Source organism: Tepidibacillus infernus (assembly GCF_048898065.1).
Lineage (GTDB): Bacteria > Bacillota > Bacilli > Tepidibacillales > Tepidibacillaceae > Tepidibacillus_B > Tepidibacillus_B infernus.
The window spans coordinates 376,648-400,047 of the sequence record NZ_JBLWFI010000001.1; the positions used below are offsets into that span (position 1 = coordinate 376,648).

At 35.7% G+C, this 23,400-nt stretch carries 21 protein-coding genes and 2 CRISPR repeat arrays (1 of these 23 only partly in view); of the genes, 14 read left to right on the forward strand and 7 right to left on the reverse strand.

Annotation, left to right across the window (positions count from 1 at the left end; all coding sequences use genetic code 11):
• Positions 1–1,426: direct repeats of the CRISPR family, unit length 30 nt; unit sequence GTTATTAGACTACCTATAAGGAATTGAAAC; it begins 1,674 nt to the left of the window's first position.
• A 140-nt stretch (positions 1,427–1,566) separates the two neighbouring features.
• The 3 genes from TEPIDINF_RS01865 to TEPIDINF_RS01875 all read left to right on the forward strand — a co-directional run bounded on the left by TEPIDINF_RS01865 (position 1,567) and on the right by TEPIDINF_RS01875 (position 5,609).
• Entirely contained in the window at positions 1,567–1,860 is a 294-nt protein-coding gene (locus tag TEPIDINF_RS01865; protein ID WP_421691253.1) for a transposase, read from the forward strand.
• Positions 1,797–2,732 carry an IS3 family transposase gene (locus tag TEPIDINF_RS01870; protein ID WP_421692127.1) on the forward strand — a complete coding sequence of 312 codons (936 nt, stop codon included), beginning with the start codon at positions 1,797–1,799 and terminating at the stop codon, positions 2,730–2,732. The genes TEPIDINF_RS01865 and TEPIDINF_RS01870 overlap by 64 nt, the downstream gene beginning before the upstream one ends.
• Positions 2,733–2,847: 115 nt before the next feature.
• Positions 2,848–3,737: direct repeats of the CRISPR family, unit length 30 nt; unit sequence GTTATTAGACTACCTATAAGGAATTGAAAC.
• Positions 3,738–4,139: 402 nt separating this feature from the next.
• Entirely contained in the window at positions 4,140–5,609 is a 1,470-nt protein-coding gene (locus tag TEPIDINF_RS01875) for a SpoIID/LytB domain-containing protein (protein WP_421691254.1), read from the forward strand.
• Between the two features lie 84 nt (positions 5,610–5,693).
• On the opposite strand, the gene TEPIDINF_RS01880 is transcribed toward TEPIDINF_RS01875, so the two are convergent.
• Genes TEPIDINF_RS01880 through TEPIDINF_RS01895 form a run of 4 tightly spaced genes read right to left on the reverse strand, consistent with a single transcriptional unit; the run spans position 5,694 to position 9,329 of the window.
• Positions 5,694–6,149: a PTS sugar transporter subunit IIA gene (locus tag TEPIDINF_RS01880; protein WP_421691255.1), complete on the reverse strand. Its 456-nt coding sequence runs from the start codon at positions 6,147–6,149 to the stop codon at positions 5,694–5,696.
• Between the two features lie 46 nt (positions 6,150–6,195).
• Entirely contained in the window at positions 6,196–7,581 is a 1,386-nt protein-coding gene (locus TEPIDINF_RS01885) for a PTS fructose transporter subunit IIC (RefSeq protein WP_068723179.1), read from the reverse strand.
• A 13-nt stretch (positions 7,582–7,594) separates the two neighbouring features.
• The gene (gene pfkB / locus TEPIDINF_RS01890) at positions 7,595–8,551 is read right to left on the reverse strand and encodes a 1-phosphofructokinase (RefSeq protein WP_068723180.1); all 957 of its coding nucleotides are present in this window, start codon (positions 8,549–8,551) and stop codon (positions 7,595–7,597) included.
• A 10-nt stretch (positions 8,552–8,561) separates the two neighbouring features.
• Entirely contained in the window at positions 8,562–9,329 is a 768-nt protein-coding gene (locus TEPIDINF_RS01895; protein WP_068723181.1) for a DeoR/GlpR family DNA-binding transcription regulator, read from the reverse strand.
• A gap of 286 nt (positions 9,330–9,615) precedes the next feature.
• Here TEPIDINF_RS01895 and queA point away from each other — a divergent pair, with 286 nt between their 5' ends.
• The 3 genes from queA to yajC are packed head-to-tail and all read left to right on the forward strand — an operon-like array spanning position 9,616 to position 12,149.
• The gene (gene queA / locus TEPIDINF_RS01900; RefSeq protein WP_068723183.1) at positions 9,616–10,644 is read left to right on the forward strand and encodes a tRNA preQ1(34) S-adenosylmethionine ribosyltransferase-isomerase QueA; all 1,029 of its coding nucleotides are present in this window, start codon (positions 9,616–9,618) and stop codon (positions 10,642–10,644) included.
• A gap of 17 nt (positions 10,645–10,661) precedes the next feature.
• On the forward strand, positions 10,662–11,795 hold the full coding sequence (gene tgt / locus TEPIDINF_RS01905) for a tRNA guanosine(34) transglycosylase Tgt (RefSeq protein ID WP_421691256.1): 1,134 nt from the start codon (positions 10,662–10,664) through the stop codon (positions 11,793–11,795).
• Between the two features lie 42 nt (positions 11,796–11,837).
• Positions 11,838–12,149: a preprotein translocase subunit YajC gene (yajC, locus tag TEPIDINF_RS01910; RefSeq protein ID WP_068723185.1), complete on the forward strand. Its 312-nt coding sequence runs from the start codon at positions 11,838–11,840 to the stop codon at positions 12,147–12,149.
• A gap of 89 nt (positions 12,150–12,238) precedes the next feature.
• Here the strand turns inward: yajC and TEPIDINF_RS01915 are convergent, their stop codons facing one another.
• Both TEPIDINF_RS01915 and TEPIDINF_RS01920 read right to left on the reverse strand, forming a co-directional pair.
• On the reverse strand, positions 12,239–13,054 hold the full coding sequence (locus tag TEPIDINF_RS01915; RefSeq protein WP_068723188.1) for a phosphatase PAP2 family protein: 816 nt from the start codon (positions 13,052–13,054) through the stop codon (positions 12,239–12,241).
• 139 nt (positions 13,055–13,193) lie between these two features.
• Positions 13,194–13,586: a TIGR04086 family membrane protein gene (locus TEPIDINF_RS01920; protein ID WP_235589055.1), complete on the reverse strand. Its 393-nt coding sequence runs from the start codon at positions 13,584–13,586 to the stop codon at positions 13,194–13,196.
• 108 nt (positions 13,587–13,694) lie between these two features.
• Here TEPIDINF_RS01920 and corA point away from each other — a divergent pair, with 108 nt between their 5' ends.
• Together corA and TEPIDINF_RS01930 are read left to right on the forward strand one after the other, a co-directional pair.
• Complete coding sequence (gene corA, locus TEPIDINF_RS01925) at positions 13,695–14,666, forward strand: magnesium/cobalt transporter CorA (RefSeq protein ID WP_069800358.1); 972 nt, start codon at positions 13,695–13,697, stop codon at positions 14,664–14,666.
• Between the two features lie 68 nt (positions 14,667–14,734).
• A complete protein-coding gene (locus TEPIDINF_RS01930) occupies positions 14,735–15,424 on the forward strand; it encodes a DUF421 domain-containing protein (RefSeq protein ID WP_068723190.1) in 690 nt (229 codons plus the stop codon).
• On the opposite strand, the gene spoVB is transcribed toward TEPIDINF_RS01930, so the two are convergent.
• Positions 15,421–16,995 (reverse strand): stage V sporulation protein B, encoded by a 1,575-nt coding sequence (gene spoVB, locus TEPIDINF_RS01935; protein WP_068723192.1) that lies wholly within the window; start codon positions 16,993–16,995, stop codon positions 15,421–15,423. The two genes, TEPIDINF_RS01930 and spoVB, sit on opposite strands and share 4 nt — an antisense overlap.
• Before the next feature lie 90 nt (positions 16,996–17,085).
• On the opposite strand from spoVB, the gene TEPIDINF_RS01940 reads away from it, so the two are divergent.
• The 6 genes from TEPIDINF_RS01940 to TEPIDINF_RS01965 all read left to right on the forward strand — a co-directional run bounded on the left by TEPIDINF_RS01940 (position 17,086) and on the right by TEPIDINF_RS01965 (position 23,313).
• The gene (locus TEPIDINF_RS01940) at positions 17,086–17,532 is read left to right on the forward strand and encodes a COG2426 family protein (RefSeq protein ID WP_161937272.1); all 447 of its coding nucleotides are present in this window, start codon (positions 17,086–17,088) and stop codon (positions 17,530–17,532) included.
• An 81-nt stretch (positions 17,533–17,613) separates the two neighbouring features.
• A complete protein-coding gene (locus tag TEPIDINF_RS01945) occupies positions 17,614–17,847 on the forward strand; it encodes a post-transcriptional regulator (RefSeq protein WP_069800446.1) in 234 nt (77 codons plus the stop codon).
• A gap of 131 nt (positions 17,848–17,978) precedes the next feature.
• Entirely contained in the window at positions 17,979–19,211 is a 1,233-nt protein-coding gene (gene secD, locus TEPIDINF_RS01950) for a protein translocase subunit SecD (protein WP_082732341.1), read from the forward strand.
• Positions 19,201–20,145, forward strand: a complete 945-nt coding sequence (gene secF / locus TEPIDINF_RS01955; RefSeq protein ID WP_421691257.1) for a protein translocase subunit SecF — start codon at positions 19,201–19,203, stop codon at positions 20,143–20,145. Before secD ends, secF begins: the two co-directional genes overlap by 11 nt.
• A gap of 308 nt (positions 20,146–20,453) precedes the next feature.
• Positions 20,454–22,778 carry a single-stranded-DNA-specific exonuclease RecJ gene (gene recJ, locus TEPIDINF_RS01960; protein ID WP_068723194.1) on the forward strand — a complete coding sequence of 775 codons (2,325 nt, stop codon included), beginning with the start codon at positions 20,454–20,456 and terminating at the stop codon, positions 22,776–22,778.
• A gap of 22 nt (positions 22,779–22,800) precedes the next feature.
• Positions 22,801–23,313: an adenine phosphoribosyltransferase gene (locus TEPIDINF_RS01965; protein WP_068723199.1), complete on the forward strand. Its 513-nt coding sequence runs from the start codon at positions 22,801–22,803 to the stop codon at positions 23,311–23,313.
• Positions 23,314–23,400 lie beyond the last annotated feature (87 nt).

Here is a 23,400-nt window from a genome sequence, read left to right on the forward strand (position 1 = left end):
GACTACCTATAAGGAATTGAAACCAATATCATCCCAAATAAAATTAACTTTCCCAAAAAAGTTATTAGACTACCTATAAGGAATTGAAACCCGCTGAATTTGAGTATAGTTGTTAGTACAACAAAATCGTTATTAGACTACCTATAAGGAATTGAAACAGCAGATAGCGAAGTATATAGGGAAAAACTTTGGAGGTTATTAGACTACCTATAAGGAATTGAAACCTCTGGTGCAGCGTCAAATTGTGCTTTTATTTCTGCTGCGTTATTAGACTACCTATAAGGAATTGAAACGGATATAAAGGCGGAAAAACAAGAATGTATAAAGAATGTTATTAGACTACCTATAAGGAATTGAAACTTGGAAGGATATATGTCAATCATAACCCTTCCGACAAGTTATTAGACTACCTATAAGGAATTGAAACTCATCATGACGAGATGGCACGAGGATGACCTGGTCGGGTTATTAGACTACCTATAAGGAATTGAAACTTGGAAGGAAGATATAATTACAGATGAAACAGACGAGTTATTAGACTACCTATAAGGAATTGAAACTAAATATGGCTACAAATGAAAAAGTAAAAACTCAATTGTTATTAGACTACCTATAAGGAATTGAAACTCATAAGGGCGGTATTTTTTGCGTAGTTTTTCAAGTTCGTTATTAGACTACCTATAAGGAATTGAAACATGGATATGACAAAGCTAATTTTACGTGTTGGGAATGGTTATTAGACTACCTATAAGGAATTGAAACCTTAACAATAAATAATTAGTCTTACATTGATCCGCGTTATTAGACTACCTATAAGGAATTGAAACACGATGAAGAGTTGGAGTATTTAGCTAAGTTTTTTGAGTTATTAGACTACCTATAAGGAATTGAAACAAGTGTAAAGATTGATATACTCCCCTTCCTCTTCTAGGTTATTAGACTACCTATAAGGAATTGAAACCTGAACATCTGCATGACTAAAATCGAAAAATTTTTTTGTTATTAGACTACCTATAAGGAATTGAAACTCGTATTGTAAGATTGTAAATCAACTTTAGGAACATGTTATTAGACTACCTATAAGGAATTGAAACTGAGTATATTGGGAAGATCGCAATAGAACGCACAGGGTTATTAGACTACCTATAAGGAATTGAAACTCGTAGATGTATAAATGTAGTTGACTTAGGATACTCGTTATTAGACTACCTATAAGGAATTGAAACAAGAATGCGCACAAGTTAGTGATCGTATCATAATCTAGTTATTAGACTACCTATAAGGAATTGAAACAATATCAGGGAGCAGATGTTGAGAGAAGGCGAAAGAGTTATTAGACTACCTATAAGGAATTGAAACAACCAATGTTTTGTAAGAATATCCAGACAGGAGAAACGTTATTAGACTACCTATAAGGAATTGAAACTTGTTGATGTTTTCTGTGACAATGTGTTCATAAGCTGTTATTAGACTACTGATGCTAGAATAAAAATAGGACAACTTAAATAGAGATTTTTCCTAAGTTTAGTATAAAATAAATATAACTGAACCAGGGGGAAATGTTTAATGGGAAATCAAAAGAAACAATACAGTGCTGAATTTAAGCAGGATGCTGTAAACTATTATCATTCATCAGGCAAAAGCCTAGAACAAGTAGCAGGAGATCTAAAAGTTAGTAAATCTGCATTAAGTAAGTGGGTATTAAATGCTAATACAAACAATGGTACCGTTAATCACAGAGGATCAGGTAATTATAGCTCAGACGCTGAGAAAGAAATTGCTCGTTTAAAGAAAGAATTAAAAGATTCAAAGGATGCGTTAGACATCTTAAAAAAGGCTATAGGCATACTGAACAATTAACAGAATCTATTTATACAGAAACAAAGTTAGTATCGGAGGAGCGCAAGATTTCTGTTAACAGTGTGCTCAAACTATTGGGCGTTTCTTCATCAGGATATTACAGTTGGGTTAAAAGAATACCATCCAACCAAGAAAAAAGGAAGCAACAGGTAAAAGCGGAAATTATACAAATTTATAATGAGTCCCATCAGATATATGGAGCACCTAAAATAACGTCTATACTTCAGTCAAGAGGTCATGTAATAGCAGAAAAAACGGTTGGTAACTATATGCGTGAAGAAAATATTAAAGCTATTTGGGTTCGACCTTATATTAGAACAACTATTGATCCTGATTTTGATAATAAGTTAAAAAATATTCTTGATAGAGATTTTAAGCCAGTGGCACCTAATACCGTCTGGGTGACTGACATAACCTATATACACACCCTATCGGGTTTTGTATATCTTACGAGCGTAATGGATTTATTTTCACGAAAAATCATAGGTTGGCATGTATCTAATAGCTTATCAACAGAACATGTAATAAAAGCCATTGAGAAAGCAAAAGCAAGCCGAAAGCTAAGTCAACCAGTTATTATTCATAGTGATCGAGGAAGCCAATATGTATCTAAAAGCTATATTGAAGCTACACCAGCAGCAAAATTCATACACAGCTATTCAAATAAAGGTAACCCATGGGACAATGCATGTATTGAATCGTTTCATGCTTTAATAAAACGTGAATGGTTGAATCGTTATGTCATCAAAGATACTAGGCATGCACATGAACTAATATTTGAGTACATAGAGAGCTTTTATAATACAGTCAGAATTCATGAATATTGTGGTATGCTGTCACCTTATGATTTCGAAAATGCTTTAGTGTGTTAATTTACTAAACTGGAATTATATCTACTTTTAACTTGTCCGAAATCTTGACATAAGACCATACCTATAAGGAATTGAAACAAGGATACGTATGATAAATATGAAATATTTAATCCTAGTTATTAGACTACCTATAAGGAATTGAAACGTTTTTTGTCAGAACTGCTACGTGGGGACTGGACCGGGTTATTAGACTACCTATAAGGAATTGAAACTATGGTTGTTTAACCATCGTGTTCGACCTCGCTTTCGTTATTAGACTACCTATAAGGAATTGAAACTTTTCTCTAGCTCTTCACGAATGATGGTCCGAAGCAGTTATTAGACTACCTATAAGGAATTGAAACCGCATATGCTGTAGCGCAAGCGCAGCTTCAGCAAGGTTATTAGACTACCTATAAGGAATTGAAACTAGATTGAAACTGCTCATCTAATTTTGATTGCAAAAGTTATTAGACTACCTATAAGGAATTGAAACTGTTAACTCTGAACAGCCACTTATACAAGTAATTTTTGTTATTAGACTACCTATAAGGAATTGAAACTCTGAATAGCAGAAGGAGTTAATCTAAAGTCGTACAGTTATTAGACTACCTATAAGGAATTGAAACTTTGCTAGTTTTAGCAACGCTTCTTTGCTAGCATGTGTTATTAGACTACCTATAAGGAATTGAAACATCTCTAAAAGTTCTTCTATGTCTTGTTTGTCCATCGTTATTAGACTACCTATAAGGAATTGAAACTAAATTTGTTCTAAAGCATCAATGATTTGATCTTCGTTATTAGACTACCTATAAGGAATTGAAACTTGAAGCTTTAGAACAAGTTTTTGAAGGGTCTGTTAGTTATTAGACTACCTATAAGGAATTGAAACATAAAATACGATTATTTTCTCTATTCTTGTCTATCTTGTTATTAGACTACCTATAAGGAATTGAAACATAGACAATGTTACTCTTGTTTTAGCCATAATAAAATGTTATTAGACTACCTATAAGGAATTGAAACTAGATTTCGAATGTCTCGGAGGCATGGATATGATCATAGTTATTAGACTACCTATTTAAGGAATTGAAACGGCACTGTGTATATATCATCGTAGTGTATAGATGTGTTATTAGACTATCTAGGAGGATACAGCTAGAGAAACTATTAAGTTATCTGATGCAGTAACTAGACTCGACTAAAGATCCCAATACCTTTTCATATGATCAGCCATTCCCTCTTTCTTCATTCAGTAACTTAACTTCATAACTATCTTAAATAGAAAATATCTTTCCAATCAAATATTTAAGCAATAAAATAAGCCCCACGACCTATCAAACCTAAGCAGGATTCTAAGCCCTTATATCGAATCTATTATATTGGTAAATTGATAGATTCGATGACATCATTGCTTAGGAGGTTTATATGCAAAAGAAGCGATTCTCTTTTTTCCTTATCCTAGTTTTATTCCTTCCTATCTTATTCATGAATAGTCCTATCACTTATGCTAGTAGTGGAGAAGAGGTAGGAGAGATTCCAATTGTAAGAGTAGAAATCACCAATACCGATGCAACGAAGCAAAAGATGCCCGTAGACACGATAGGCTTTGCTCTTAGAGGAAAATACTTTGTAGAAGGAACGATCCTTGAATTAGAAGATAAAGATGATCAAGGATTGATTCATTATGATGTGGTGATGGAAAACAATAAATTATTTATTAAAAAAAGAGGGGAAACGATTAGCGACCCATTAGATACGATTCGTTTAATACCACTTCCATCAACGGATAGTAAGACTTTTCCTTTAGTCGATGTGGTTCGTTATTGGCAAGGGATCAAATACGATGTCAACCAATATCGGAACATCATGGAGTTTCGAATCGATCTTGTGAGTAACCCAACATCGCTTCCAACACCAACGATTAAAATGATCAATGAATTGAATATTGAGGATTATTTAAAAGGTGTGGTTCCGATTGAAATGAGTCCTTCATGGGAATTAGAAAGTTTAAAAGCCCAAGCAGTCGCAGCAAGAACCTTTGCCATGAAATATTCCAATCAAGTGATTGATGATACGACAAGATACCAAGCATATACTGGTGTTTACAGCCGTGGGTTTAGAGAGGGAGATCGTTCTAACCAAGCAGTAGGCGAAACAGCTGGACAAGTTCTCACATACAACAATTCACTCATTGCCGCACAATATTCTGCTTCAAATGGGGGTTATACTGAATCAGCAGAAAACGTTTGGGGTAGTTCTTATCCATATTTAGTATCAAAGGTTGACCCTTATGATAAGAAATATGCAGAGCTTTACGACTCAAGAAATGCTTATCATGATTGGCAAGTGACTTATACAAAAGAAGAGATTGAAAATCGACTTCGAAACAAAAATAAAGACATCGGCTCTTTAGAAAGTTTAGAAATCATCAATAAAGCCCCTTCTGGCAGAGTACTAGATCTGAGATTTATTGGAACAAATGGTATCTATGATACCTCGATTGATGAAAATGATAGGAATAAAGACTCAAAAGACTATTTAAGATCTCTTCTATCCTTAAAGAGCCAACTGTTCACGATCTCAAGTTCGACTGCGCCAGTCTTTGTTCAATCAGCTACACAGGTAACGTTAATGGAGCCATCCAACCTCTATGTAAAAAGTACATCAAATACACAAAAATTAGGCCGAAACGGGAAGCCAATCTCGGTTTTAGGGGCGACAAAAGCGACAAAATTAGAGCAAACGGCCTATACCTTTACTGGGGATGGTTATGGACATGGGGTAGGGATGAGCCAAATTGGTGCAAGACAAATGGCTAAAGATGGAAAAACCTATCAAGAAATTCTTCAATTTTATTATCCAGGAGCAACTCTTACAAAAAATTATAACCAGTGAGAAAGTACCAAATTAAATATAAAAAATAAAAAAGACGTGAAAACCTTATTGGTCAGCACGTCTTTTTTATGATCAACTCATTGTTTATTCAGCTGTGTTTAAAATATTTAAAATTTCTTCTGGCGTATTAGCTGTCATCAACTGATTTCTAAACTCTTCGTGAATCAGTTTACGAGAAATAGCAGCTAAGATTTGTAAATGCTCATTTCCCGCACTTTCTTCTGGGACTGCGATAAGGAATACCATCGTTACTGGATTTCCGTCAAGGGATTCCCACTCAATAGGTTGAGCTAATCTGGCAAAGCCAAGACCTGGCTTTTTAACACCATTTGATTTTCCATGAGGGATGGCCACGCCAAAACCAATTCCAGTAGAGCCTTGCTTTTCACGGTTCAGAACTGCCTCAGTATAGGTTTGAATGTCAGATAGAAAGCCTGCACTGTTCATAAGTTCCGTCATTTTCTTGATACTATCTTCTTTTGATGTAGCTTGTAGATTTAACGTAATCGTTTCTTCCTTTAATAGGGTAGATAAATTCATGTTGCTTAACCTCCAAGTCGTTTCTATGTTCTTATTTAACTTTTCCTTATTCTTTAGCTTTTTTTAGTATATTAACCACAATCGCTGTAACAACTGTACCTGCAATGATGGCAACGGTATACATCAGAAGGTTTCCAACTGCATGTGGAATAGGTAGAACGAAGATTCCTCCATGTGGTGCGCGTAATGTAGCTCCGAATAACATGGATAAAGCTCCTGTTAATGCTGAACCAGCTACAATAGATGGAATCACACGTAATGGGTCAGCGGCTGCAAATGGAATGGCACCTTCTGTGATAAAAGAGATTCCTAGTACAGCAGCAGCTTTTCCAGCTTCTCTTTCTTCAACCGTATATTTTTTTGGTGCAAGACGTGTAGCTAACCAAAGACCTAATGGTGGAGTCATTCCAGCAGCCATAACTGCGGCCATTGGTTCAAAAACATTACTTCCAAGTAATCCAACAGCAAAGGTATAAGCAGCTTTATTTAGAGGACCACCCATATCAAAGGCCATCATTGCACCTAAAATCAAACCAAGAAATATTCTATTCGTACCACTTAATCCTGTAAGCCAATTGGTCAAGCCATCCATCACAGTCTTTACTGGTGTTCCGATAACAAATACCATCAATAATCCAACAATTAAAGTAGAAAGGAAAGGAATAATTAAGATTGGGATAAGACCTGCAAAGTTTTTAGGCAACTTAATAGAGTCTTTTAACCACTTAGCCACATAACCGGCTAGAAAACCAGCAACAATACCACCTAAAAATCCAGAACCAATTTTGCTAGCTAACATACCACCAATAAGTCCAGGAGTTAAACCAGGTTTATCCGCAATGGAAAATGCAATGAATCCGGCAAGGACAGGAACCATTAGAGCAAAGGCAGAGCCTCCACCGATATCCATCAACGCTTTAGCGATTGGATTATAAGCAGGATCGTTAGGATCAAATGCTTTAATACCGAAGATAAATGAGATAGCTATCAGAAGTCCTCCGGCAACAACAAGTGGAATCATATAAGATACGCCATTCATTAGGTGTTTATATGCTCCAGTACGTTGAGAACTTCTCTCCGCTTTTATTTGTTGTACCTTCTCAGTATAACTAGTTTTGTTCGTAGGTTGTAGTGACAACGCTTTCTCAATTAGGCTGTTAGGATTTTTAATCGCTTCAGCCACACCTACTTTAATCACATTTTTTCCTTCAAATCGTGCTTCATCTACATCCGTATCGGCTGCGAGAATAACAGCATGTGCTTCAGCAATTTCTTGTTCAGTTAAACCATTTTCAACACCAACTGCGCCTCTCGTTTCTACTTTAAAATCCAGACCTTTTTCTTTTGCTGCTTTTTGCAAACTTTCAGCTGCCATATAGGTATGGGCAATACCTGTTGGACAAGCTGTTACTGCTAGAATTTTCTTAGACATATAAATCCTCCTTTTAATTTTTAATCATTTTATTTAAATTAAACGATTTACTTCGATTGATGGATTGGAGTATTTCCTCCAAAGTACAAACCTGTGTACCTTCTTTAGATGCAGTAATCGTTCCAGCAGTTGTGGCTAGTAAACCGGTTTCCTCTAAACTTTTATTTTGCAACAGTGAATATGCAAGGGTAGCAACCATTGAGTCACCGGCACCAACAGTGCTTTTCGGTGTAATTGAAAATGGGGTAATATGAAAGGCTTCTTTTGCATTTAAAATAATTGCACCCTGTTCACCCATTGAAATCATCACCAATGAAATACCTGATTCAATGATTTCCTTTCCTGCTGAAAGTATCTTTTGCTGGTGATCTAATGTCTGACCTAATAATTGTTCTAATTCATAAAGATTTGGTTTGATCGCAAACGGTTTCGCTTTGATCCCTTCTTGTAAGGCAGGTCCATCCGCATCTAAAATCGTTTTCGCTCCTTTTTTATTGGCCATATCTATAAGTTCTTGATAAATAGATGTAGGAGCATTGACTGGTAGGCTTCCGCCAAAAACAACAACAGAATGAGGGGTGATTCTTTCAGACAATTGCTGTTTAAAAAGCTCTATTTCTTGATTAGATATGCTAAATCCAGGTTCATTGATTTCTGTTGTCACATTTGCATCTTCGTCTACGATTTTTAAATTGGTTCTGGTTTCACCATTTACCTCTACAAAGTGGTTAGGGATTGCTAATTGATTTAGTTGCCCGATTAGTTGTTTTCCCGTTTGGCCAGCAATAAAACCTGTTGCTAATACATCTACATGAAAAGTTTTTAAGACCTTTGCCGCGTTAATTCCTTTCCCACCAGGATCGATACGTATTTCCTTTGTTCGATTTAAGCCTCCAATCTCAAGTTGATCGAGGGTAATCGTTTTATCTAAGGCGGGATTTAAGGTGACTGTAATAATGGTTTGATTCATGATTTCCCTCCTATGATGATACAAGATAGAGATCGACTCCCAGATCATTTAATTGCTTGACGACGCTTTCAGAAATTCCATCATCGATCACATATTTATCGATTTCCTGAAGGTCTGCAACCTTTGCAAAGGCAACCTTTCCAATTTTACTATGATCTGTAAGTAGTATCACTTGTTTTGCTGATTGAATCATCCTTCTTTTCGTAGCGGCTTCAAGTAAATTTGGAGTTGTAATTCCTTCTTTTAGATCGATTCCATTTGTTGCGATAAAGGCCTTATCCACTTTAATCATACTTAAGGATTGTTCTGCAAAAGGCCCAACTAATGCTAAAGTTTCTTTTCTTAAAGAGCCACCAATGATGATTACTTCAATTCCTTTTATATCTTGCAGTTCTTGCGCGAAAACAAGGGAATTCGTAACAACAGTCAATCTGTTAAATCTTTTTAATTCTTTAACCAAATAATAGATGGTTGTGCCTGAATCAAGTAAGATCGTATCTCCTTCTTCAATGAAATCAGTAGCCTTTTTAGCAATCATTTCTTTTTCCTTACTATAACGATCTTCTTTTTCTTGAAAGGTAGGTTCAAAATTGACCCCTTCAATTGGAATTGCACCACCATGAGTTCTTTTGATTAGCTTTTCATCCTCTAGTTCTTTAAGGTCCCTACGTACCGTCGACTCTGATACTTGAAAAAGTTCGGCTAATTCTGGAACAGAGGCTCTAGCGTATTTTTGCACATATTCTAATATCTTGGTTTTTCGTTCTTCACTAAACAAGAAAATAGCTCCCTCCTTTCAACATTAATATGACTGTTTATGAATACTTGCAAGCGTTTTACATTAAAAATATGACTGTTTGTTTTTGTTTGTGCTTATTTATGATTATATTATGTTAGTTTTATCTATGCAAGAGGGTAAGAAGAAGCAAAATGTAAGAATGGTGTTGTCAAAAACAACAAGGATTGCTATAGTAGATACCGTTGAATAGCTTGGGTATATATACCAATCCAGTTTGAAATACTAGTACATAATGTGGATCATAGATAAAGGATGAACTTGAATAATGAATATTGAATTATTTGACTTTTACTTGCCAGAAGAGCTGATTGCCCAAACCCCACTAAAGAATCGAGCAGAATCTAAGATGCTTACTTTGAATCGAAAAACAGGGGAGATTAGGCATCATCATTTCAAAGATATTGTGGACTATTTACAACCGGGGGATACATTGGTGCTTAACGATACTAAAGTACTCCCTGCTCGTTTGTTTGGCATAAAAAAGGAGACTGGGGCTAAAATCGAGGTTCTCTTATTAAAACAGCTAGAGAATGACCGTTGGGAAACCCTTGTTAAACCTGGAAAAAAGCTACGGGTTGGTCATCAGATTATCTTTGGCGATGGCTTATTAACGGGAATCGTTGAGGATATGACAGAGGTAGGGGGAAGAATCATCCGTTTTCAATATCAAGGGGTTTTTAATGAAATCCTAGACCAACTTGGCCAAATGCCGCTTCCTCCCTATATTAAAGAACAATTAGAGGATAAGGATCGCTATCAGACGGTATATGCCAAAAATTTAGGTTCTGCAGCAGCTCCAACAGCAGGCTTGCATTTTACAAAGGAATTGTTAGAACAAATCAAAGAAAAAGGGATTGAAATCCTTTATATTACTTTACATGTTGGTTTAGGAACCTTCCGTCCAGTACAAGCTCAGAATATTGAAGAACATCATATGCATTCAGAATTCTATTCTTTATCAGAAGAGGTAGCGGAAAAATTAAATCAAGCAAAGTCAGATGGACGAAGAATCATCGCTGTCGGCACAACCTCGGTACGTACACTAGAAACCGTGATAGACCAAGAATCAAGACGATTCATTGCAAAACAGGGTTGGACAGATATTTTTATTTATCCAGGTTATCAATTTAAAGCAATTGATGCGATGATTACGAATTTTCATTTGCCCAAGTCTTCGTTAATCATGTTGGTTAGTGCTTTAGCCGGAAGGGAGCAGGTGATGAAAGCCTACCGTGAGGCAATTCAACACCATTACCGCTTTTTTAGTTTCGGCGATGCCATGTTTATTTATTGAATACAAGGAGAGATATCATGTCGGCAGTTCGCTATGAATTGATCAAAAAAGATAAAAAAACAGGGGCACGTTTAGGGCGTTTACATACACCTCATGGCGTAATAGAGACACCAATCTTTATGCCTGTAGGAACACAAGCGACTGTAAAAGCGATGAGCCCGGAAGAGTTAAAAGAGATGAATGCTCAAATCATTTTGAGCAACACTTATCATTTGTTTTTGCGACCTGGACACGAGATAGTTAAAGAAGCTGGGGGTCTTCATTCTTTTATGAATTGGGATCGCCCAATTTTAACCGATAGTGGTGGATTCCAGGTCTTTAGTTTAAGTGACCTCCGTAACATTACTGAAGAAGGGGTTCATTTTCGCAATCATTTAAGTGGGGAAAAACTCTTTATCGGGCCAGAAACTTCGATTAAAATACAAAATGCGCTTGGCTCAGACATTATGATGGCCTTTGATGAGTGTCCACCATATCCAGCGGAACGGGAATATGTCAAGCAATCATTGGAAAGAACCACTCGTTGGGCAGAGCGTTCCCTAAAGGCGCATCAACGGCCAAATGATCAAGCATTATTTGGTATTGTTCAAGGTGGTATGTATAAAGATTTACGTGAACAGAGTGCCAAAGAGATTACTTCTTTAGATTTTCCCGGATATGCTGTTGGTGGGTTAAGTGTAGGGGAACCAAAGGATATGATGTATGAGGTATTGGAATATACCACTTCTTTACTACCAGAGAATAAACCTCGTTACCTGATGGGGGTTGGCGATCCTGAATCCTTATTTGAAGGGGTTATTCGAGGGATTGATATGTTTGACTGTGTCTTACCTACAAGAATTGCCAGAAATGGAACAACGATGACCAGTCAAGGAAGACTTGTTGTACGTAATGCTAAGTATGCGAGGGATTTTGGACCAATTGATCCAGTTTGTGGTTGTTATACCTGTCAAAATTATTCAAGAGCATACGTTAGACACCTTTTAAAAGCAGATGAGATTTTTGGATTAAGACTTACTTCATATCATAATTTATACTTTTTATTGGAACTAATGAAAAAAATTCGTGAGGCTATTATGGAAGATCGGCTTTTAGAGTTTAAAGAGGAATTTTTTGAACAATATGGAATAAATGAGTTACGCTCATTCTAAACTTTATGGTATGCTATACTCTAAGGAAAGGAGGGAAAATTCATGAATTTGGCTCAAGAGACAGCAGCTCAAGGTAGCTTATTAGCTACTATATTACCATTGATTCTAATGTTTGTTATTTTTTATTTCTTGTTGATTCGCCCACAACAAAAGCGAACAAAACAAAGAAATGTAATGCTTTCTAACTTAAAGAAAAACGATAAGGTGATTACCATTGGAGGTTTATATGGTACGATCATTGACTTAACTGACGATAAGGTTACCCTTCGCGTAAATGAAAGCACTAAATTAACATTTGATCGTAATGCAATCAATGGTGTAGTTGAAGATAACAAAGAAGAAAATAAGAAATAGACAAAAATACATAAAAAGAGATAGATCTGGTATCCAGAGTCTATCTCTTTTTTAGCATCACATTGGGGCACTTTTATAGATTTCTTTCTTTATCTTCGCGAAGAGCTAAGTCTTAACTGTTTGTTGGTAGAAAGGTTATCACTAAGAATATAGCCAGTTTGACTAGCGATCATTCCTAATAAAATACCAGCTGTCATATCAGATAACCAGTGAATCCCTAAATAAAAGATAGAGAAAATAATTACTCCCGCACTGAACATGGTAATCTTACCAAGCCATTTACTTTTTGAACGCAAAGCAATTAAAGCAATCGTGACAGAAATCGAAGTGTGTAAGCTTGGAAAATTGTTATCGAGACCTGAAAGAGCTCGATATTCGATCTCAAAGTTAGGATATACTTTTGGAATCAAAAACTGAACGTGTGGATCATAATACCATACTTCATAGACTGGGAAAAAGAGATAAAACGGGATAGCGATGATATAGTTTAACATCATTGCATAAATGAGTGAATAAAACGATCTGTCATCATCACGATTTGAATAAACAATAAAAGAAGTAACCATCATTGTTGGAAAGATGATGACATAGAAAAAGGTAAGTAGATAAGTTAACGAATCATTCATAAACCACTGCTGAATAAAATAAACAATATTACCTTCCCACTGATGTATCATTGGTGTAAAATCTGGCACAACTAAATCTTTCTCTATTTTTTGCTCGATTTTGTTGAAATAGAGAATAAGAAATAAGGCCAAAAAATGAAGTAGGTATTTTTTATCAGAAAAAAGTTTCACAAACATATCTTTAAGTGTTCGGTACGGATTTTTTTGTAATAGAACCGATGAAATTATGATGACTAAAATCGCAACGGTTAGAATGATGGTATTCATCGATTGAAACATAGAATCCCCCCTGAAAGAAGAACTCAACTGCCGCTTTGGCTAGTACTCAACTTTGGCAACTTTTTTAATTGTACCATAAACCCTAGTGGAGATATAGTATTCTATGTTTCATTTCAAAATTTCCCACAGTTACCCTAAACTATTTTTTACTATTTACGCCAAAAATACCACCAAGTGCTCCAAACAAGAAAGCTAAAATGATTAAAACAAGGTTTCTAAGATTGAAGCTTGCATCGAAACCTAAGAAACCAATAATGGCTAAGATCAAACCATAAATTGCTCCAGTAATCCCTCCATAATACCATCCTCTTGAACCTGCCCTTTTTCCAGAGACAAACCCGCCAAATAATAAACTGATGGCAGTAATTGTATAACTAAAAAGTGATAGATTCGTATCAGATAGAGAAGTAAAATAAAGAAGCAATGCCCAAAATAAAGAAGCGATGATCACAATAGCGTAAGTGTAAACAAGCCCGCTTAAGATTGGATTGGTAATTTTAGGTGTTATGTTTGTCATTGGATTTAATTTCATCCTGACCCCTCCCATTTTTATTAGTTTGTAAATATTATGCTGGGAATTCTAGCATTATGTTGGGTTCTTTAGTATAATATTTCAGTGGTCTTAAAGGGGGATTATCTAATGATTAAGACATATTATTATCATCGTAACGAACAAAAAATGTATCACGATATTGATTTAACTCAGTTGAATCGTTATTTACAATCTGCTGAGAATTTATTATGGATTGATTTGTATGATGTGAAAGCTGAAGAGCTTACCTATATCGGAAAACTGTTCCAATTCCACCCTTTAGCGATTGAGGATTGTTTGCAGATTAGCCCCAGGGCCAAAGTTGACCGCTATGACGATTACTTTTTTTTCGTCTTCCATGCATTAAAATATAATGAAGATAGTGATGATGAAATTTCCACCTTAGAACTGAATGTTTTTTTAGGAGATAACTATGTGGTAACCATTCATAAGAATCCATTAAATCCGATTGGTAAAGTAGCGGCTAGAAGTTTAAATCATTCAGATTATATGAGCAAAGGGCCAGATTATTTGCTATATGCCATTGTAGATGGGATTACAGATGAATATTTTCCTATCCTTGACCGAATTCGTGTTAGAATTGATGAATTAGAAGATGAAATGTATGAACATCGAATGGAAGAAATCACAGAAGAATTTATGGCGTTAAAACGGTCTATTATTTTAATCAGAAAAGTGATTATGCCACAAAAAAGAATTTTTGCTCATCTTAATGGGTTATGGACATTTGAAGTGAATGAAGAGAATATTCCGTACTTTATAGATTTAATTGACCACCTTGAACGAATCGTCGATAGCACTGAAACGTATCGAGATTTGGTGAATAGTGCATTAGATACGTATTATTCTATTGTAAGTGCCAAAACGACGGAGATCATGAGGGTGCTAACGATTATTTCTACCATTATGATGCCATTAACTTTTATTACAGGAATATTTGGAATGAATGTAAAGATTCCTTATGAAGAACATCCACTCTCGATCGTGGTTATTGTTTTAGGAATGATCTTTTTAGCTGTAACCATGTTGTATGCATTTAAAAAGAGAAAATGGTTGTGAGGGTGTAATAATTATCGGATAGTTGGTAAAGACTAAAATTTGAAACTCAGGATAAGAAGGAGTAGCAAATGACAATCTTTACTTCTCTATTTCGAACGCTCTTTATGTATTTTTTTGTATTAGTTGTTTTGAGATTGATGGGAAAAAGAGAAATAGGAAAGCTCTCAATCTTTGATGTCGTCGTTTATATTATGATGGCTGATATCGCGGTTTTGGTGATCGAAGATACAAATAGTTCTATATTAAAGGGAATATTGCCAATTCTTGCACTAATGGTAACCCAAGTTTTCCTATCTTATATTTCGTTAAAAAGTAAAAGAGTAAGAGATTTGGTTGAAGGGGAACCATCCGTTTTGATAGCGAATGGAAAAATTAGAGATAAAGAAATGGCGAAACAGCGTTATTCCATGGATGATCTCCTGATTCAACTAAGAGAGAAAAATATCAATAATGTGGCAGATGTGGAATTTGCCATTTTAGAGCCATCGGGGAAATTAACCGTTTTTCCTAAACCAAGTCAATTGCCAGTAACAAAAGAAGACCTGAATATCTCAGGTCAAGATTACTACGGACTTCCTCTAGCTATTATCGAGGATGGAAAAGCGATTAAGACCAATTTGGGAAAAATTAATAAGGATATCAATTGGTTAAAGAAAGAAATTCGTAAACATGGTATCAAAGATATTTCTCAGGTCTTTTTTGCCACCGTTGACCATACAGGTAAATTATTTATTGACTTAAAGGATCAGAAGAATTAAGGCAGGATACGAGCGATTCCAGGGCCAATCCATGGAATACGGGCGATATCCTGTTTTTTTATTACCTTGAATAACAGTAATAGATAAAGATAAGCGATCAGGCTTAAAACAAGTGATAAAATCATACGAATCCCTAAAGGAAACGGGAATTTAGCGTAGGACAGGATTAAATAAGAAATATAACCCATAGCTAAGGAGGATAGGCCAATCGTTAATATCGGCTTTAATTTAATGGTATAGCCAATCAAATGAACAATACAGCGGAAATGAAGAACTGTGACAAGCATCATCCCTAAATTGATCGCCATAGCAACCCCATCAATCCCAAAACGAGGATTTGAGGCTAACACAAAAATTGCAATCGTTTTGGCAATTGCTCCAATAATCGAGTTCTTCATCGACTCTTTTGCCTGATCTAATCCCTGTAACGTAGCTGCTAAGGGGCGTTGAATATATAAGAAGATGGCAAAAGGTGCCATTATTTTCATTAAATGGCCAACCTGTGGGGTTGCAAATAAAAGATTTGCTAACGGATCTGCCATAATAAACATCACAACAGAAGCAGGCAAACCAATCATATATGCAATATTGAGAGCTTGGTGCAACCGTTTATAAACCAAAGACATTTCTTTTCTCGCAGCTGCTTCACTAATCGCTGGAATAAGGGAAAGAGATAAAGAATAAGTGATTACGGTTGGGAAAAATAGGACAAGTAAGGCCATACCTGCTAATTGCCCATATAAAGCAGTAGCCATTGCTGTTGAGATTCCTGCAATTGCTAAACTATGTGAAACAATGCTTGGCTCAATAAAATAGGCAAGAGAACCGATTACCTGACTAGTAGTAACAGGCAGAGCAATACGATTGATTTTGTGATAAATATTTTCGTTTTGATTCAATAAGGGTCGTAATTTCTGTTTTTGAACAGGCCTATATTCGTTTTTATGAAATTGGTATTGAATGAGCAAGGTAAGAAATCCAGCCATTTCCCCAATCACCATACCAATCATTGCTCCAGCTGAAGCATACTCTACTCCTTTTTCTAATCCGATTAAAGAAAAGATCATCCCAAAAATCATTCTAAAGATCGTTTCGATAATGGTGGACATTGCAGAAGGAATCATATTTTGTTTTCCTTGAAAATAACCTCTTAATACAGATGAAACAGAGATGATTGGTATAATAGGAATTATTATAATTAAAGTATAATAAACTCTCTCATCCGTTAAAAAATATTTTGAAATTAAAGGGATTAGCAAATAAAATAAGAATGAGACAATCAAAGAAATAAGAATCACTAGAGAAAGGGCGATATGAAGAACTTTTTTTACCTTTGCTAAATCTTTTTCAGCCTCAGCTTCAGCAACTATTTTGGATACCGCAATCGGTAGACCTGCTGTGACAATCGTGATCATCATAATAAGTGTGGGAAAGGACATTTGATATAGGCCAATTGCTTCAGGGCCAATCATTCGTGATAAAAAGATTCGATAGATGGTACCAAGTGCACGGGTAATAAGTCCACCTACAACTAGGATCATCGTTCCTTTCACAAAGTTTTGTTTCTTCATCTCTTTCCCTTCTTTCTATGTCTATTTCTTGTCTATAATGATATATGTCCAAAAAGATGGACTCATGACTTCTATATGAAGGAGATGGCGATGAAAACAGAACTTTATATCCTTTTTATTAGTATGTTACCTTTTATTGAGTTACGAGGCTCGATACCAATTGGGATTAGCCTAGGATTACCCTTTTGGGAGGTATTCTTATTAAGTGTGCTTGGCAATATGATACCAATTCTTCCCCTCTTGATTTTGTTTGAGCCTATTAGTCGGATTTTTATGCGTTTTAACTGGTATCGAAGAATGTATCAATGGAGTTATCGGCGTACCCTAAGAAAAGGGAAAAATAATCTAGATCGCTATGGTGCTTTTGGCTTGTTCATTTTTACTGCCATACCACTACCAACGACTGGTGCTTGGTCTGCCGCATTACTTGCCACTTTTTTAAGAGTTAAGATTTCTTATGCTTTTCCGGCCATTGCTCTTGGTGTTGTATTTGCTGGTTTTATCATGGGAATTGCAAGCAACCTTTTATTGAGCTAGAAAGAATATAGTAGGACAATTCTCTGAACATATCGTATAATGAGAGTGAAAGAATTGGAAGTGTGGTGAAGAAAATTGGAGATGCATGAACTAAATCAGCAAATAGAACAATTGTGCAAAAGCAAAGCAGAAGAATTTGCTTTAATGGGCTATGAACATGTGACAGGTAAAGAGGTATGGGATTGTATTTCAGAGAAGTACAACGGGGAATTACCCCCTATCCATCAATTGGTAAATGATATTTTATCGTTGAAAGTGACTACTTTTATGAATTGGATGACGTTAAATGCTTATAAAGGATTAAATATAAATTAGTCTTTATATAAAGGCATCTTTGGATGCTTTTTAATTTTGTATATTTTTGTAGGTTAATTTATGTTTTCTTGCACCCTTTTCTTGAAAGAATTATAATGTTTTTATTGAGCAAAAAAGGAGGACAACTGTTCATGGTTCGTTGGAGTAAACTAGTCGGACTTATTATCATCATTGCAGCACTTTCCCTAACAATGATCTTCACTACTGGGAACGTATTAAAAAACATTACCTTAGGCTTAGACCTTCAAGGTGGATTTGAAGTATTATATCAAGCAAAGGCTTTAGATGGACAAGAAGTGACTAATAAAGCTTTAAAAGATACGGTTTCTGCCATTGAACGAAGAATCAATGTGCTTGGTGTAACTGAACCTGAGATTGATATTGAGGGTAATGATCGAATTCGTGTTAAATTAGCAGGGGTCACTGACCAAGATAAAGCCCGTAATTTATTAGGTAAACCTGCTAAATTAACCTTTAGAAATGAAAATAATGAAATATTGATGGATGGGAATGATTTAGTTCCAGGTGGTTCAAAAGTGGATGTCAACAAATATGGACAAGCCATTGTAGAATTAAAATTAAAAGATGCAGATAAGTTTGCAAAAATTACATCTGAATATATTGGCAAACCGATTGGTATTTTCCTTGATGAGGATATGATCACCAATCCGACCGTTCAATCTGTGATTTCAAATGGAATAGCAACCATTACCGGACAAAGAACAGTAGAAGAAGCACAGCAGTTGGCTGATTTATTAAATGCCGGAGCTCTTCCTTTAGAGTTGAAAGAGATTCAATCTCAAAGTGTGGGTGCAAGTTTAGGAATGAAAGCTTTACAATTAGCTGTAAAGGCCGGGATCATTGGTTCTATTCTGGTATTGCTCTTTATGATTTTCTATTACCGAATTCCTGGTATTATCGCTAGTTTTTCCTTGATTGTATACGTCTATCTGATCCTAGTATTGTTCTGGCAAATGCATGTTACGTTAACACTGCCAGGTATTGCTGCCTTGGTTCTAGGTGTCGGTATGGCGGTTGATGCCAATATCATTACATATGAACGGATCAAAGAAGAATTAAGAAGTGGAAAAAGCTTATTGTCTGCACTTCGTGCCGGTTCACATCGTTCTTTTGCTACGATTTTAGATGCGAATATCACAACAATTATTGCGGCTATTGTTTTATTTTATTTTGGAAGTGGACCAATTCAAGGTTTTGCAGTGACATTGATTGTAAGTATCCTTGTTAGTATGTTGACTGCTGTGTATGGATCAAGATTATTGCTTAATCTCTTCGTAAGATCCAACCTTGTCAATAAAACCTGGTTTTATGGTGTAAAGGAGGAAGAGATAAGTGAACTTTAATATTGATTTCGTTGGGAATAGGAAGAAGTTTTTTATTATCTCTGCATCTATATTGATCCTAGGTCTTTTATCCTTAGTTGTTTTTGGATTAAATTTAGGCATTGATTTTAAGAGTGGATCCCGTTTAGATGTGAATATTGGTAAGACTTTTGTTGAAAAAGATGTAAGAAATCTTTTTAAAGAAGCGGAATATAAAGCAAAACAACAAGGAATCAAAGACATCAATTTGACTCCTAGTGTAATCAGAACTGCAGGAGATCAAAATGAAATGGCGATAGCTCGTTTTGACCAAACAATCGATTCTAAAGCATTACCTGTGATAAAAGAGGTATTTCGTTCAAAATACGGTTCACAGGTGGATATTCAAGAAAGTACCGTAAATCCAACAGTGGGTCGTGAACTTGCGAAAAAAGCGATGTATTCTGTTCTGTTAGCTTCAATCGGAATTATTCTATATGTTTCAATTCGTTTTGAATATCGTTTTGCGATTGCTGCCATTATCGCTTTATTACATGATGCTTTCTTTACGATTTCAATGTTCTCCATTTTAAGAATTGAAGTTGATTTAACCTTTATTGCTGCGATCTTAACTATTGTAGGCTATTCGATCAACGATACCATTGTTATTTTTGACCGAATCAGAGAGAACTTGAAAAATGCTAAGATTAAGAGATTTGAGGATATCGCTGATGTTGTAAATACAGCGATCAATCAAACATTGACTCGTTCAATCAATACAGTACTTACTGTTTTCATTACAGCTTTAGCATTATATATCTTTGGTGGTACTGGCATTAAAAACTTCTCATTTGCCTTACTCATGGGCTTATTAAGTGGTACGTATTCTTCGATCTTTATTGCGTCCCAAATTTGGGTAGTGTGGAAAGCAAGAGATCTAAATAAGAAACGATTAGTTCCTCAAACTGAAGCATAAGAGTTACCGCGGTAAAAGCCGCGGTTTTTTCTTAAAAGATTAAGAAAGTATAACTTTCTTCCATTTGTCATTTAAGGGTTTGTATATTCCATAAGCTGCGACATAGCGTGACTAGCAGCTTTAGCTGTGTAGCACGACTTGTACACTTTGTGTGCCTTCAGAAGTGCCCTTCTCTCCATAATCTTTATTCATAGAAGGGCACGGATGACGGAGCGCGATGGAATATACAAACCTTTTTTACACAATATTTCATTGCCCCACCATTATTTTTCAATTATAATGAAATTCGTCTTAGAAGGGGTGGAAATATGCTTAAACCTAAAAAGCGTTGGCAAATTCAATATGCAGATACAGAAGTTGTAAAAAGCATCGCGATGACTTGTGGTATAAACGAAAAAGTCGCCCAGTTATTAGCGATTAGAGGTATCGACGAAAAACATGCCATGCAATTTCTACAGCCGGATTTAGCAGGACTGTATGATCCCTATTTACTTGATGGAATGAAAAAAGCGGTCGATCGTATTCACTCAGCCATTTTAAAGAATGAAAAAATTTTGATTTATGGTGACTATGATGCAGATGGGGTCACAAGTACAAGCTTGCTTTATAAGACCTTAAAAACCTTAAAAGCAAATTTTGCATATTATATTCCAAATCGATTTACAGAGGGCTATGGTTTAAATAAAGAGGCGTTAAGTCAAGCAGAAAAACAGGGTTTTGCGGTTGTGATTACAGTAGATACGGGAATAAGTGCGATAGAAGAAGCGGCATTTGCCAAAGAAAAAGGGATTGCTTTGATTATCACTGACCATCATGAGCCTCCACCGGTATTACCTGATGCATATGCTGTGATTAACCCTAAAAAGCCAAATGATACATACCCTTTTAAATATTTATCAGGTGTAGGAGTTGCGTTTAAATTAGCACATGCTTTGTTGGGGCGTGTTCCAACAGAATTGATTGATATCGCTGCTATTGGAACCATTGCTGATCTCGTTCCTCTTTATGATGAAAATCGAATTATAGCAAGTCTTGGTTTAAAGCAGATGCGAGAAACAATGCATTTTGGCCTTAAAGCGATGTTGGAAGAAACCGGATTAGCAGGAAAAGAAATCACTGCTGGTCATGTTGGCTTCGTCATTGCTCCAAGAATCAATGCTAGTGGACGTTTAGATACGGCAGGACATGCAGTACGGCTTTTTATTTCCGAAAAAGCGGAAGAGGCAACAGAATTGGCTCAATTATTAAATGAAATCAACCAAGAACGGCAGGGAATTGTAGAGCAAATTACGGAAGATGCCTTTCAATTGATTAAACAATCTCAATTAGATCAATATCAAGTGATCGTGGTGGCCAATGAAGGTTGGAACGTGGGCGTGATTGGGATAGTGGCTTCAAGAATTTTAGAAAAATATTACCGGCCTACGATTGTTTTAAGTATTGACCCTGAAACCAAGATGGCTAAGGGGTCAGCACGAAGTATTGAAGGTTATAATATTTACCAAGCCCTAACGACTGTGAAGGATATATTACCTCATTTTGGGGGACACCCAGCAGCGGCAGGGTTATCTATCCATGAGAAAGATATAGCACAATTAAGAACTAGATTACATCAATTAGCAAACGAATGGTTAACAGAGGAGGATTTCATCCCAATTGAAAAAGTGGATGTGATCTGTAAAATAGAGGATATTGATCTGCAATTGGTACAACAATTAGAACGATTAGCTCCATACGGAATTGGTAATCCTACTCCAAAAATCGTCATTGATCAAAGTGAAGTAACTGAGATTACAGTTGTTGGGAAAGAAAAACAACATCTAAAACTGAAGGTTAAGAGCGATGGGAAGACTATAGATGCTTTAGCATTTCACATGGGAGATTTGAAAAAAGAGATTGCCCATTTTTCAAAAATCCAGCTTCTTGGCGAATTATCGATCAACGAATGGAATCAAGAGCAAAAACCACAAATCATTGTAAGAGATGTAAATATTCCTCATTTACAAGTATTTGATTGGCGAAATTCTTCATCCCTATCCGATAGACTCTTAGAACTTTCCATCGATAACAATAAAATAATCTTACTTTATGATGAAGATTTAGGAAATGATCTTATTTCTATTAAAGATATGAACAAAATTTCATACCAAAATTGGGATCAAGTAGCTGATTCAAAGACTACTGCACTGGTGCTCGTTCACATGCCACCTTCTCTTTCTGTAATGAGAGAGATATTGAAAAAATATGCTAAGATTGAAAGAATTTATTGCATTTATGGACATAATGATAATAAATTGTTTTCTAAGGCTTTAGACCGAAATCTTTTTAAACAAATCTTTGCAACCTTAAAGCAAAATGAGTTATTAAAAAATCGATTCAAAGCCGAACATTATTTTAACAATTTAGGAATTAGTTCAGAAATATTTCAATTTGTTCTTGATGTTTTTAGCGAATTAGGTTTTATAATAGTAAAGGGTGAACAGATTCATTTCAATCCAAATCCGGAAAGAAAAGAATTAACTCAGTCTGACTTATATCGAAGTTATCTAGAGTTTGAAGAAGTAAAGCAATTATTCTTATATTCTACATCCGAACAGCTTGGAAAATGGTTTGTTAATCTAGAGGATCAATAGAAAATATTTAGGAGGAGTCATCGTGAATTTTAAAAAGTTAATTAGGGTTATTCCAGATTTTCCACAGGAAGGAATTAGCTTCAAAGATATAACAACCCTATTAAAAGATGGGGAAGCCTATCAAGCGGCCATTGATCAATTAGCTGAATTTGCAAGAAAAAGGGAAATTGATTTAATCGCGGGTCCAGAAGCAAGAGGATTTGTGGTAGGAACCCCATTAGCCTATGCTTTAGGTGTTGGTTTTGTACCTATTCGTAAATCTGGTAAATTACCTGCTGAAACCATTCAGGCTACCTATGATTTAGAATATGGGAAGGATGCACTAGCTGTTCACAAGGATGCGATTCAACCTGGACAAAAAGTATTGATTGCAGACGATTTATTAGCAACTGGAGGTACTATTGCAACTACCATTAAATTAATCGAACAATTAGGCGGAGAAGTCGTTGGAGCAGCCTTTTTTATTGAATTAAGTTATTTAAATGGAAGGGAAAAACTACCGGGTGTTGACGTTTTCTCCTTAGTCACGTATTAATAGTATAATAAGGATAGGAAAGCCCAACAAAGAATTGTTGGGTTTTTCTTGCAATCGTCATTTAGTTGACCATAGAATAGGTGAATA

Bases quoted from the DNA above. Each gene is read 5' to 3' on its own strand.
- TEPIDINF_RS01885 (WP_068723179.1), bottom strand. From the start codon at position 7,581: ATGTCTAAGAAAATTCTAGCAGTAACAGCTTGTCCAACAGGTATTGCC.
- corA (WP_069800358.1), top strand. From the start codon at position 13,695: ATGATTAAGACATATTATTATCATCGTAACGAACAAAAAATGTATCAC.
- TEPIDINF_RS01915 (WP_068723188.1), bottom strand. From the start codon at position 13,054: ATGTTTCAATCGATGAATACCATCATTCTAACCGTTGCGATTTTAGTC.
- pfkB (WP_068723180.1), bottom strand. From the start codon at position 8,551: ATGAATCAAACCATTATTACAGTCACCTTAAATCCCGCCTTAGATAAA.
- TEPIDINF_RS01920 (WP_235589055.1), bottom strand. From the start codon at position 13,586: ATGAAATTAAATCCAATGACAAACATAACACCTAAAATTACCAATCCA.
- TEPIDINF_RS01880 (WP_421691255.1), bottom strand. From the start codon at position 6,149: ATGAATTTATCTACCCTATTAAAGGAAGAAACGATTACGTTAAATCTA.
- secD (WP_082732341.1), top strand. From the start codon at position 17,979: ATGGTTCGTTGGAGTAAACTAGTCGGACTTATTATCATCATTGCAGCA.
- TEPIDINF_RS01865 (WP_421691253.1), top strand. From the start codon at position 1,567: ATGGGAAATCAAAAGAAACAATACAGTGCTGAATTTAAGCAGGATGCT.
- TEPIDINF_RS01940 (WP_161937272.1), top strand. From the start codon at position 17,086: ATGAAAACAGAACTTTATATCCTTTTTATTAGTATGTTACCTTTTATT.
- spoVB (WP_068723192.1), bottom strand. From the start codon at position 16,995: ATGAAGAAACAAAACTTTGTGAAAGGAACGATGATCCTAGTTGTAGGT.
- TEPIDINF_RS01875 (WP_421691254.1), top strand. From the start codon at position 4,140: ATGCAAAAGAAGCGATTCTCTTTTTTCCTTATCCTAGTTTTATTCCTT.
- recJ (WP_068723194.1), top strand. From the start codon at position 20,454: ATGCTTAAACCTAAAAAGCGTTGGCAAATTCAATATGCAGATACAGAA.
- tgt (WP_421691256.1), top strand. From the start codon at position 10,662: ATGTCGGCAGTTCGCTATGAATTGATCAAAAAAGATAAAAAAACAGGG.
- TEPIDINF_RS01945 (WP_069800446.1), top strand. From the start codon at position 17,614: ATGCATGAACTAAATCAGCAAATAGAACAATTGTGCAAAAGCAAAGCA.
- queA (WP_068723183.1), top strand. From the start codon at position 9,616: ATGAATATTGAATTATTTGACTTTTACTTGCCAGAAGAGCTGATTGCC.
- yajC (WP_068723185.1), top strand. From the start codon at position 11,838: ATGAATTTGGCTCAAGAGACAGCAGCTCAAGGTAGCTTATTAGCTACT.
- TEPIDINF_RS01930 (WP_068723190.1), top strand. From the start codon at position 14,735: ATGACAATCTTTACTTCTCTATTTCGAACGCTCTTTATGTATTTTTTT.